An 11,984-nucleotide genomic window follows, 5' to 3' on the forward strand; every position below is an offset into this window, starting at 1 on the left:
ATGGTGACCTTGTCGCCGTTGCTCAAGGTGACAGTCAGCGGACGATCCAGCGGCTGGTTCACTTTGACAGTGAAGCTTGGCTGCTGGTCTTCAGTGACGTTGCCGTTGCTGACGATGGTTACAGAGACTTTGTCGCCTTCGTTGCCGGTGCCCGGAGTACCGGTACCCGGCTCGTCAGTCACCGTCGTGGTGACGGTGCCGTCACCCAGCGTCAGTTTCTCGAAGTTATCCGCACCAGTAACACCTTCCAGCTTGTTCACGATCGACGGCTGGCCGCCAACATAAACGTCGTCTGGAGCAGTGATAGTGACCGTACCGGTAGCACTGCCCGCCGGAATGGTGACCTTGGTGCCATCCGAAAGGGTGAAGGTCAGGCCGCCATGGCCCGTAACATCCAGACCCTGACCATTGGTCAGGGTGACGGTGTAGGTGATCTTGCCGCCTTCGGACACGGTGGTCTTGTCGGCAGTGAGGGTCGCGACGACTTCGCTCTCGGTATCGCTGATCTGGACGGTGGCCGCACCGCCAAGCTTCAGATCCTCGAAAGTCTTGCCCGGAACGCTGGCGTCGGTCACGCCCAAGGTCACGGAGCCCGCGTCCTTGAATACGTCGTCACCCTGCGCCGGCAGGCTGTAGGTAGCCTGGGTCTGGCCAGCAGCAATGGTGACCTTGTCGCCATTGCTCAGGGTCACGGTCAGGTCGTGGTCGAGCTTCTGGCTGACTGAAACGGTGAAGGTCGGCTGCTGAGCTTCCGTCACGTTACCGTTGCTGGCAATGCTGACAGTCACAGTGTCGATGCTGTCGCTGACCACGGTCTGAGCCGGGGTCGGATTCGGCACCAGATTCTCGAAGTTGCCGCCGGTGGTGCCGGTAATAGTGGTGCTGACCGTGCTGCCATTGACGAAGACATCATTGGCCGGGGTCTGGAATTCGACCGAGCCACTGGTCTTGCCGGCTTCGACGGTGACGGTCTGGCCGTTGGACAGGGTGACGGTGACTGGCGTCTGTGCCGGGTTGGTCAGGGTCACGGTGTAGGTGATCACGCCGCCTTCGGTGACGCTTGGCGTCGCGGTCAAGGTGGCGGTGGTGGTGTCGATGGTGTCGGTGATCTGGGTCACCGCCGGGGTCGGGTTCGGGGTAATGACCAAGCCGTTGCCGCCGGTGGTGCCGGTAATGGTGGTGGAGATCTGGCCGCCATCGATGTAAGGCGTGTCGTTGGCCGGAATGTTGACGTTGACCGAGCCGCTGGTCTGGCCAGCCGGGATCACGATCACCGCGCCGTTGGACAGGGTGACGGTCAGGTTGCTCTGCGGCGCCTGGCCGACGGTGGCGGTATAGACGATGACGCCACCCGCTTCGCTGATCGAAGGGGTGGCGCTCAGGCTCAGGCCGGTTGGAATGGGATTGTTGTTGGTGGTGGTGTCGTTGTTGGTATCCAGCCCACCGACTTCTTCGTTTGCCAGGCCTGCGGCGAAGCCCAGGGGGCCGGTGGGGAACCCGATGCTCGGGTCGACCACGCCTGCGGTTTCTTCCAGCAGCACGAAGCTGTGGCCACCACCGACCGAACCGCCGCCTGCGGCAGCAGGGCCGGCAGCAGGCGCTTCCAGCTCGGTGGTCGGGTCGACACCGGAGGCAATGGCCTGTTGCAGCTCTTCGACCGAGGGCGCGGCCTGCGCGGTGGCCTGGGCCAGGTCGGTGCTGCTGTCGGGCGCATCGGCGCTCCATTGAGTGTCGCGGCCCAGGTCGAGCATGCGACCGTCGGCCAATTCCAGGGTCACGGCGCCGCCCGGGCCGGTAAGGACTTCCTCGCCTGCGAACAGGCGATCGCCTTCGATCAGCACGCGCTTGATGCCTTCCGGGGATACTGCGATGACTTGGCCAACAATGCTTTTGACGATGGCAACGACAGTGCTCATGGAACTCTCCGGGATGTGTCTCAATTGGCTTCCGGCCGGCGTGCGAACCTGCTTCCGCTGGAATGTTACAAAAATGATTTGACGCTTTTATTCGTCAAATTTCTGTCAATAATTTTCGGCTATTAAGTTTATGCCAAAGTATTGACCTTCGTCTCGCCATCCTAAACAATCGGCAAACTAATGTCACATTGATATTTGAGTAAAAACCTCTTCCTTTCGTATTAATTACGTACAGTCTCGCAAGCTCGCCAATCGTTCAGTTCAGGCCGCCATTTTCAGGGGCCAGACCCGCTTCGGCCGTGATTTGGGACAACAGCGCCACTTGGGAATCAGTAAAAATGCGTGCGTCACTTTTCACCGTTCTTCCTCTCGCCCTTGCAGCCTCCATTGCCCAAGCACAAACCCTGCCGCAAGCCATGCAACAGGCCTTGGACGTGCACCCGGAAATCCAGGCCGGGGTCAACGCCCGCACCGCCGCGGACTATCAACTGCGCGCCGCGCAGGGTGGTTACCTACCGCGCGTCGACATGACCGCCGGCTACGGCCGCGAGGGCAGCGATTCGCCGAGTACGTCGCATCGCTGGGAGACCTTGAACCGGGGTGAGTCAAGTATCCGTCTCCGCCAAATGGTTTTTGACGGTTTTGCCACCTCCAGCGAAGTGGGCCGTCAGCAAGCCACGGTCAACGCTCGTGCCTACTCCCTGATGGGCACCTCCGAGCGCACCGCGCTGACCGTTGCCCAGGTCTATCTCGATGTCCTGTCGCGCCGCGAGATGGTGCGCCTGGCCGAAGACAACCTGCGCAACCACGAACGCATCCTCGACCAGATCAAGCTGCGCACCAGCCGTGGCGTCGGCCGTCTGGCCGACCTCGACCAGGCCGAAGCGCGCCTGGCGCAGGCGCGTAACAACCTGATCACCGAGCAGACCAACCTGGCCGACGCCAACACCAACTACCTGAGCGTGATCGGGCAAATGCCTGACGAACTGAGCGCGCCTGCGCCGTTCATCGACCTGCTGCCGGCCACCCTGGACGAGGCTCGTCACCAGATGGTCGAGAGCAGCCCGATCCTCCGCTCGGCAGAATCCGACATCGCTGCCGCCGAGAAGCAATACGAAGCGGCCAAGTCTAGTTTCTATCCGCGTTTTGATGCAGAGCTCGGACGGACGGCAGACAACAACCTCGACGGTTCGGTCGGCCACAACAATGAGTGGCAGGCCATGCTGCGCATGAACTTCAACCTTTACGCCGGTGGCAGCAACAAGGCCGACCTGGAATCGAAGTCGTATCTGGCCAACCAGGCGCTGGATATTCGCAACAACGCCTTGCGTCAGCTCAATGAGGAGTTAGGCTTGGCATGGAATGCTCTGGACAACGCCAACGCCCAGTTGCCGATCGCCCAGCAGTATGTCGATCACAGCACCCGGGTGCGCAGCGCCTACCAGCAGCAGTTCGGCCTGGGCGAGCGAACCCTGCTCGATCTGCTGGACAGCGAGAATGAAACCTTCACCGCGCAACGTCGTCTGGTAGAAGTGAAGAACACTCAGTTGTTTACTCAGTACCGAATCAAGGCGACCATTGGTCAACTGCTGAAGAGCCAGGGTGTCGTAGCCCCCATGGCGACCGTCGTACAGAACGACCTGAAGCCAAAGGTGAACCTGCCAGGCATGAACTGAAGGCGCACCTGTCCTATCCAACCGCAAGGATGAAGAGAGCGCCGCGTGGAATCTGAAGTCAGTCGAGTACAACTCAACCATGATCCACGCAGTCAGCATGACGATCCGCTACTGGACAGCCTGCTGACCCTGTGTGTCCTGCACCAGAAACCCGCCAGCCGGGCCATGCTCACCACCGGCCTGCCGCTGCCGGCGCAGCGCCTGAGCGTCGAGCTGCTGCCGCGTGCCGCAGCTCGCGCGGGTCTGCAGGGGCGCCTGCTGCAACGCAAGCTCGAGCAGATCCCCAGCATCGCCATGCCGGCGATGCTGCTTCTGAAGGAAGGGCGCAGTGCCGTCCTGCTCGGCTGGGAAAATGAAGACACCGCACGCCTGTTGCTCAGCGAGAGCGACGGCGGGGAAGTGCTGGTCACCCGCGAGGCGCTGCTCAGCGACTACAGCGGCAAGGTGTTCTTCGCTCAGCCGCAGCACAAGTTCGACGTCAACCACGGCAACCTGATCCCGCGCGCGCGCTCCTGGTTCCGCGACACCCTGATGCGCAGCAAATGGCTGTACATCGACGCCATCGCCGCCAGCCTGGTGATCAACCTGATTGCCCTGGCGGCGCCGCTGTTCGTGATGAACGTCTATGACCGCGTGGTGCCCAACCAGGCCACCTCGACGCTATGGGTGCTGGCAGTGGGCATCGCCGGTGCCTACGTCTTCGACCTCATCCTCAAGGGGCTGCGCAGCCTCTGTCTGGACCTTGCCGGCAAGAAGACCGACCTGATCATTTCCGCGACGCTGTTCGAGCGTATCGTCGGCATGTCGATGAAATACCGCCCCGCGCGGGTCGGCAGCTTTGCGCAGAACATCCACGAGTTCCAGGGGCTGCGCGACTTCCTCGCTTCGCTCACCCTCACCAGCCTGATCGACCTGCCGTTTACCCTGCTGATCCTGACGGTGATCGCCATCATCGGTGGGCACCTGGTATGGATCCCGATATTGGCCTTCCCGCTCGCCCTGGGCATCGGCTATGCCCTGCAGAAACCATTGATGGCGACGATGGAGCGCACCATGGCGCTGGCTTCCGAGCGCCAGTCCAGCCTCATCGAGACCCTTGCCGGGCTGGATGCGGTCAAGGTCAACAACGCCGAGAGCGAGCGCCAGTACATGTGGGAGCAGACCCTCGGCACCCTCAGCCGCCTCGAACTGCGGGTCAAGGTACTGTCGGGCCTGGCGATGAACATCACCATGCTGATCCAGCAGCTCGCCGGTGTGGCGATGATCTGCGTTGGCGTGTACCTGATCATCGACGGCAACCTCAGCATGGGCGGCCTGGTGGCCTGCTACATGCTCAGTGGTCGCGCGCTTGGCCCACTGGGCCAGCTCAATGGTCTGCTGGCCCGCTACCAGCAGGCCAAGGTGACCATGGTCGCCACCGACCAGATGATGGAGCTGCCCCAGGAGCGCAATTTCGAAGAGCGTCCGCTGAGCCGCCAGGTGCTGCAGGGTGCGGTTGAGTTCCGCGGCGTCGAGTTCACCTATCCGAACCAGCAGAACCAGGCGCTCAAGGGCATCAACCTGGTCATTCGACCTGGCGAGAAGGTCGGCATCATCGGCCGCAGTGGTTCGGGCAAGAGCTCGCTGGCCAAGTTGATCGTCGGCCTGTATGAAGCCGACGGCGGCTCGCTGCTGGTCGATGGCGTCGATATCCGCCAGATCGACGTCAGCGAGTTGCGCCACAATATCGGCTATGTGCCCCAGGATATCCAGTTGCTGGCCGGGACCCTGCGCGACAACCTGGTCAGCGGCGCCCGCTACATCGAGGATGAGCTGATCCTGCAGGCCGCAGAGCTGGCTGGCGTGCATGAATTCGCCCGTCTTCATCCCGACGGCTATGAGCTGCAGGTTGGCGAGCGCGGCCAGAATCTCTCCGGCGGCCAGCGCCAGAACGTCGCCCTGGCCCGTGCGTTGCTGCTCAATCCGCAGATCCTGCTGCTCGACGAACCCACCAGCGCCATGGACAACACCGGCGAAGAACGCCTCAAGCAGCGCCTGGGTGCGGTGATCGAAGGCAAGACCGTGTTGTTGGTCACGCACCGGGCTTCGTTGCTGTCGCTGGTGGACCGGTTGATCGTCATCGATCGTGGTCAGATCGTCGCGGATGGCCCGAAAGCCGCCGTCATGGAAGCGCTGAAGAAGGGGCAGATCAGTGTTGCATAAGCTGGATTTCGGGCGTTTCAAGGACAACCTGCGCCGCTATTTCAAAGGCTCCGAATCGCTGGCAGGCCAGCCGCTGCCAGAGGTCAACAAGGCGCTGATCGAGGATGCGCCGCGCATCGTGCGTCTGACCATCTGGGGCGTGATTGCCTTCTTCGTGTTCCTGATCGTATGGGCCAGCGTTGCGCCCATCGATGAAGTGACGCGCGGTGAAGGCAAGGCTATTCCTTCGTCCAAGGTACAGAAGGTGCAGAACCTCGAGGGCGGCATCGTCGCGCAGATCTACGCGAAGGAAGGCGAGATCGTCGAAGTCGGCCAACCGCTGCTGCGTCTGGACGAAACCCGCTTCGCCTCCAACGTCGACGAGACCGAGGCCTCGCGCCTGGCCATGGCCCTGCGCGTGCAGCGCCTGAGCGCTGAGGTCGACGACACGCCGCTGCAGATCGATGAAGAACTGCGCAAGGCCGCGCCGAGCCAGGCTGCCAGCGAACAGTCGCTGTACCAGAGCCGACGCCAGCAGTTGCATGACGAGATCAGTGGCCTGGAGCAGCAACTGGTGCAGAAGCAGCAGGAACTGCGCGAGTTCAACTCCAAGCGCGCCCAGTACGCCAACAGCCTGCAGTTGCTGCGCCAGGAAATCGCCATGTCCGAGCCGCTGGTGGCCCAGGGGGCGATCTCGCAGGTCGAGGTGCTGCGCCTGCGTCGCGCCGAAGTCGAGAACCGTGGCCAGATGGACTCTACCGCCCTGGCCATTCCCCGTGCCGAAGCGGCGATCAAGGAAGTGCAGAGCAAGATCGAGGAAACCCGCGGCAAGTTCCGCAGCGAGGCGCTCACCCAGCTCAACGAGGCTCGCACCGAGCTTAACAAGGCCACGGCCACCAGCAAGGCGCTGGATGACCGGGTCAACCGCACCATGGTCACATCGCCCGTGCGCGGTATCGTCAAGCAACTGCTGGTGAACACCATCGGCGGCGTGATCCAGCCGGGCAGCGACATCATCGAGATCGTGCCGCTGGACGATACGCTGGTGGTAGAGGCGAAGATCCTGCCCAAGGATATCGCCTTCCTGCACCCCGGCCAGGAAGCCACGGTGAAGTTCACTGCCTACGACTACACCATCTATGGCGGCATGAAGGCCAAGCTCGAACAGATCGGTGCCGACACCATCACCGACGAAGACAAGAAGACCACCTACTACCTGATCAAGCTGCGCACCGACAGAAGCCACCTGGGCTCTGACGAGAAGCCGCTGCTGATCATCCCCGGCATGGTCGCCACGGTGGATATCCTCACCGGCAAGAAGACCATCATGAGCTACCTGCTCAAGCCGATCATCAAGGCGCGTTCCGAGGCGTTGCGCGAGCGGTGATAACGACCCGGCTCTTTCCTTGTCCGAGCAACTGTCTTGCTCAAAATCTAAAGGCCAGCCCAATCCCTGTGGGAGCGGGCTTGCCCGCGAATCAGATACCGTGCTGCATGGCACCGGCTTCGCCGGTGATCGCGGGACTAGCCCGCTCCCACAAGTAACACCGCAGTATTCAGAAGTTGCGTAGCTCTAGGAGCAACTGTCTTGTTCGAAATCTAAAGACCAGCCCAATCCCTGGGGGAGCGCCGAACCGCCGCTTGTACGGTAAATCGTTATCGCAGCTTTTTCGCCAGGCCATCACAGCCCGTATATGCATATTCTCTAAAGATATTTAAATTTCCATTCTTATGACTTTATAGTCACTCCCACTGCGTACCTGCCGACCAATCGGCGCGCCGCACGACTCGAACCCACACGGGAAATCCCCGTGCGTTTCTGAATCGATGCGCGCCCCTGAAAGTCGCGCACTGCGTGGGAGTGAACAATGTCAGCCGCCTCGAACGCCTTGTCGTCCATCGACAGCGCACAGCCGCAACGCTTCGAAATCCGCCCCTTCTCCGGTGCCGTCGGTGCCGAGATCATTGGGCTGGACCTGTCCCGGCCGGTCAACGCCGAAGATTTCAACCGTATTCATCGCGCCCACCTGGACCATCACGTCCTGGTGTTCCGCGACCAGCGCATCACCCCCGAACAGCAGATCGCCTTCAGCCGCCGTTTCGGCGTACTGCAGATCCATGTGCTCAAGCAGTTCCTGCTGGAAAACCACCCCGAGATTCTGATCGTTTCCAACATCATCGAGGACGGTCGCAACATTGGCCTGGGTGATGCCGGCAAGTTCTGGCATTCGGACCTCTCCTACAAAGAGCTGCCGAGCCTCGGCTCGATGCTGCACGCCCAGGAACTGCCCAGCGAGGGTGGCGACACCCTGTTCGCCGACATGCACAAGGCCTGGGACGCGGTGCCCGATGCGCTGCGCAAGGTGGTCGAGGGACGCAGCGCTGCGCATTCCTATACCGCCCGCTATTCGGAAACCAAGTTCGAGGGCAACTGGCGCCCGACCCTGACCGCCGAGCAACTGGCCCAGGTCAACGAAGTCATCCACCCGGTGGTACGCACTCACCCGGAGAACGGCCGCAAGGCGCTGTTCGTCAGTGAGGGCTTCACCACTCGCATCGTCGGCCTGCCCGATGACGAGAGCCGCGATGTACTGCAGCAGCTCTACGCCCTGAGCGTGCTTGAGCAGAACATCTACCGCCACGCCTGGCAGCCCCACGACATGGTGTTCTGGGACAACCGTTCGCTGATCCATCTGGCTGCCGGCTGCCCCGCGCACCTGCGCCGCAAGCTCTACCGCACCACCATCCAGGGCGATGCCCCGTTCTGACGACTGAGGACCCTCATCATGCGTAAATCCATCAGCCGCCTGGCGGCCAGCATCGGCCTGGGCGCCAGCCTGATCGTAGGCGGCCTCGCGGCGCCGGCGGTGGCCCAGGCCGAAGGCAAGATCCGTATCGCCGAGCAGTTCGGCATCGTGTACCTGTTGCTCAACGTCGTTCGTGACCAGCAACTGATCGAGAAGCACGGCAAGGAGCAGGGCATCGACATTCAGGTCGACTGGGCGCAGCTTTCCGGGGGCGCGGCGATCAACGATGCGTTGCTGTCGGGCTCTGTGGACATTGCCGGCGCCGGCGTCGGGCCGTTGCTCACCGTCTGGGATCGCACCTACGGCCGGCAGAACGTCAAGGCCGTGGCCTCGCTGGGCAACTTCCCGTACTACCTGGTCAGCAGCAACCCCAATGTGAAGACCATCGCCGACATTTCCGAGAAGGACCGTATCGCCGTGCCTGCGGTGGGTGTTTCGGTACAGTCGCGCTTCCTGCAATACGCGGCGGCCAAGCAGTGGGGCGACAAGGAGTACAACCGCCTCGACAAGTACACCCTGGCCGTGCCGCATCCAGATGCCACAGCCGCGCTGCTGGCCGGCGGCACCGAACTCAACGGGCATTTCTCCAACCCACCGTTCCAGGACCAGGCGCTGGCCAACAAGAACGTGCACATCGTGCTCAACAGCTACGACCTGCTCGGCCCCAACTCGCCAACCCTGCTGTTCGCCACCGAGAAGTTCCGTAAGGACAACCCCAAGACCTACAAGGCGTTCGTCGATGCGCTCGCCGAGGCCGCCGACTTCGCCCAGAAAGACAAGGCCGCAGCCGCCGATACCTACATCCGCGTGACCAAGGCCAAGATCGATCGCAACGCGTTGATCAAGCTGATCGACAACCCGCAGTACGAGTTCACCATCACGCCGAAGAACACTTACCCACTGGCCGAATTCCTCTACCGGGTCGGCGCCATCAAGCACAAGCCCGAGTCGTGGAAGGACTACTTCTTCCAGGATGAGCGCCCATTGCAAGGGAGCTGATCGACCATGACCGCCCCATTGCCAGGCCACACGGCCAGCAACCTGAGCCGTGTCGACACCCCACCGCTGCTCAAGGTGGACAATCTCAGCCTCGAATACCGCACCGCGCAGCGCGTGGTGCGGGCTACTCACCAGGTCAGCTTCGAAGTCGATCGCGCCGACCGCTTCGTACTGTTGGGCCCGTCCGGGTGCGGCAAGTCGACCTTGCTCAAGGCCGTGGCCGGTTTCATCGAGCCGCGCGAAGGGCAGATCCTGTTGCAGGGCCAGCCGGTCAAGGGCCCAGGTCCTGACCGCATCGTCGTGTTCCAGGAGTTCGACCAGTTGCCGCCATGGAAGACGGTCAAGCAGAACGTCATGTTTCCGCTGCTGGTCTCTGGCCAACTCAAGCGCGCCGAGGCCGAGGCGCGGGCGCTGCACTATCTGGAGAAGGTCGGCCTGGCCGCCTTTGCCGATGCCTACCCGCACACCTTGTCTGGCGGCATGAAGGCGCGTGTGGCGATTGCCCGCGCGTTGGCCACGCAGCCGAAGGTGCTGCTGATGGACGAGCCCTTCGCCGCGCTCGACGCCCTGACCCGACGCAAGATGCAGGAAGAATTGCTGCTGTTGTGGGAAGAGGTGCGCTTCACGCTGCTGTTCGTCACCCACTCTATCGAGGAGGCGCTGGTGGTGGGTAACCGCATCCTCTTGCTGTCGCCGCATCCGGGACGGGTACGGGCCGAGGTGCACAGCCACCAATACGATCTGGGCAGCCTGGGTGGCAGCGATTTCCAGGCCAGCGCCCGGCGTATCCATCGCCTGCTGTTCGACGAAGCCGGTGAGCCGGAGCAGGCCTCGGACCTGGGCTTCAACGATATCCGCATCGCTTACTGACAGGAGGAGCCTGCGCATGACGACCACACCTGCACGCCAGGAATACGAAGTGCCGCTGCAGCCCCTGCCAGGGCTTTCGCTGGAGCGTGATCTGCCGCTTGCCCAACGTCTGTGGCAACAGGCCTGGTTGCGCAAGACAGTGATTCTTGCGCTGCTCGCCTTGATCTGGGAGGCGGCGGCGCGCTACACCGCCAACGACCTGCTGCTGCCGACCTTTCTGCAAACGGCGGTGGCGTTCTGGGACGGGATGGTTAGTGGCGAGCTGCCGGCCAAGGTCGGGGTCTCGCTGGTGGTGCTGCTCAAGGGCTATGTGCTGGGGATCGTACTGGCCTTCGGTTTGACCAGCCTGGCGGTCTCGACCCAGTTCGGCCGCGACCTGCTGGGTACCCTGACCTCCATGTTCAACCCACTGCCGGCCATCGCACTGTTGCCGCTAGCCCTCTTGTGGTTTGGCCTGGGCGACAACAGCCTGATCTTCGTGCTGGTGCATTCGGTGCTCTGGGCACTGGCGCTCAACACCTACGCGGGCTTTCTCGGGGTGTCCGAGACCCTGCGCATGGCCGGGCGCAACTATGGCCTGCGTGGGTTGCGCCTGGTGCTGCACATCCTGGTGCCGGCGGCATTGCCGTCGATTCTCTCGGGTCTGAAGATCGGCTGGGCCTTCGCCTGGCGCACCCTGATCGCCGCCGAGCTGGTGTTCGGCGCCAGCAGCGGCAAGGGCGGGCTGGGCTGGTACATCTTCCAGAACCGCAACGAGCTGTATACCGACAAGGTGTTTGCCGGGTTGGCGGTGGTGATCCTGATCGGCTTGCTGGTGGAGGGCCTGGTGTTCAATACCCTCGAGCGGTTGACCGTACGGCGTTGGGGGATGCAGAGGTAGTTCCGCGCGCAAGCAGGTTGGGTGCCTGTTTCCGCGTTATCAGGCCAGGTATCGGGCGGCCGCGTTACTCAGCGTCTTGTGAATCTCATCTCTCAGCGCCTCCGGCTGCTCGACCACCACGGCCTCACCCTGGCCCAGTACCCACCAGCGTAACGTCCAGCCGTCTTCTACTGTCGCCCGCAGTCGATGGCCATGGTGCAGCGCCGTCAACTGCATGTTCGCGCTCAACGGCACTTCTCGCAGCTGTCGCGCCAGCTGATCGCTGACCCACGCCTGCAGTTCCAGCCCCGTGCCCTGACGGGGCTGCTGCGGGTCGCCACGCAGGTAGTCGAGCAAGTCGAAATTGCCACGCGGCTCGCCCATGGCGCTGGCCGACCAATGCCAGCCGAATGGAATGCTCTTGTCATTGCGCTCCAGCGGAAAGATCAGCGACAGCTCGTTGAGGTCGCGCTCGACCGTACGCTTGCTGACATTGAAGCCGACATCGCGCAGGCGCCAGACCAGTTCGGCGCTGGTGACTCCCGGTGAGCGGCTGGGCAATTGACGCAGCAGCGCCCACTGGCGGCTGAGGGTGGCGCGGGTAGTGGCGAACGGCAAAGGGTAACGTCCTTGTCTAGGCTTGCGGCATTAGCATGGCGGGCACCGCGGCAGATGG

At 62.6% G+C, this 11,984-nt stretch carries 9 protein-coding genes; 7 read left to right on the plus strand and 2 right to left on the minus strand.

All coding sequences use genetic code 11. From position 1 onward, the window contains the following. Window positions 1-1,916 (minus strand): retention module-containing protein (locus F6X62_RS23000; protein WP_153774809.1); only part of this gene is annotated, 1,916 nt, incomplete at its 3' end. A 338-nt stretch (window positions 1,917-2,254) separates the two neighbouring features. Between F6X62_RS23000 and F6X62_RS23005 the strand changes: the two genes are divergently transcribed. From F6X62_RS23005 to F6X62_RS23035, 7 genes are all read left to right on the plus strand, one after another. Continuing rightward, a complete protein-coding gene (locus tag F6X62_RS23005) occupies window positions 2,255-3,592 on the plus strand; it encodes a TolC family outer membrane protein (RefSeq protein WP_063541776.1) in 1,338 nt (445 codons plus the stop codon). Between the two features lie 45 nt (window positions 3,593-3,637). Continuing rightward, the gene (locus F6X62_RS23010) at window positions 3,638-5,794 is read left to right on the plus strand and encodes a type I secretion system permease/ATPase (RefSeq protein ID WP_065862334.1); all 2,157 of its coding nucleotides are present in this window, start codon (window positions 3,638-3,640) and stop codon (window positions 5,792-5,794) included. Continuing rightward, window positions 5,784-7,160, plus strand: a complete 1,377-nt coding sequence (locus F6X62_RS23015; protein WP_065862335.1) for an HlyD family type I secretion periplasmic adaptor subunit — start codon at window positions 5,784-5,786, stop codon at window positions 7,158-7,160. The genes F6X62_RS23010 and F6X62_RS23015 overlap by 11 nt, the downstream gene beginning before the upstream one ends. Window positions 7,161-7,641: 481 nt before the next feature. Beyond that, the gene (locus F6X62_RS23020) at window positions 7,642-8,541 is read left to right on the plus strand and encodes a TauD/TfdA family dioxygenase (RefSeq protein WP_063541772.1); all 900 of its coding nucleotides are present in this window, start codon (window positions 7,642-7,644) and stop codon (window positions 8,539-8,541) included. A gap of 18 nt (window positions 8,542-8,559) precedes the next feature. Beyond that, window positions 8,560-9,579: an ABC transporter substrate-binding protein gene (locus F6X62_RS23025; protein ID WP_054895007.1), complete on the plus strand. Its 1,020-nt coding sequence runs from the start codon at window positions 8,560-8,562 to the stop codon at window positions 9,577-9,579. A gap of 6 nt (window positions 9,580-9,585) precedes the next feature. Beyond that, entirely contained in the window at window positions 9,586-10,449 is an 864-nt protein-coding gene (locus F6X62_RS23030) for an ABC transporter ATP-binding protein (RefSeq protein ID WP_054895006.1), read from the plus strand. Window positions 10,450-10,465: 16 nt separating this feature from the next. Further along, window positions 10,466-11,329, plus strand: a complete 864-nt coding sequence (locus tag F6X62_RS23035) for an ABC transporter permease (RefSeq protein WP_153774810.1) — start codon at window positions 10,466-10,468, stop codon at window positions 11,327-11,329. Between the two features lie 39 nt (window positions 11,330-11,368). Here F6X62_RS23035 and F6X62_RS23040 read toward each other — a convergent pair whose 3' ends face one another. Then, entirely contained in the window at window positions 11,369-11,926 is a 558-nt protein-coding gene (locus F6X62_RS23040; RefSeq protein ID WP_153774811.1) for a WYL domain-containing protein, read from the minus strand. Between the last annotated feature and the right edge of the window lie 58 nt (window positions 11,927-11,984).

Origin of the sequence: Pseudomonas sp. MNR3A, from assembly GCF_009650575.1 — a bacterium.
GTDB classification, from domain to species: Bacteria; Pseudomonadota; Gammaproteobacteria; order Pseudomonadales; family Pseudomonadaceae; genus Aquipseudomonas; species Aquipseudomonas machongensis.

Excerpts from the sequence above, each read along its gene's own strand:
- F6X62_RS23020 (WP_063541772.1), top strand. The coding sequence starts at position 7,642 with ATGTCAGCCGCCTCGAACGCCTTGTCGTCCATCGACAGCGCACAGCCG.
- F6X62_RS23030 (WP_054895006.1), top strand. The coding sequence starts at position 9,586 with ATGACCGCCCCATTGCCAGGCCACACGGCCAGCAACCTGAGCCGTGTC.
- F6X62_RS23035 (WP_153774810.1), top strand. The coding sequence starts at position 10,466 with ATGACGACCACACCTGCACGCCAGGAATACGAAGTGCCGCTGCAGCCC.
- F6X62_RS23025 (WP_054895007.1), top strand. The coding sequence starts at position 8,560 with ATGCGTAAATCCATCAGCCGCCTGGCGGCCAGCATCGGCCTGGGCGCC.
- F6X62_RS23005 (WP_063541776.1), top strand. The coding sequence starts at position 2,255 with ATGCGTGCGTCACTTTTCACCGTTCTTCCTCTCGCCCTTGCAGCCTCC.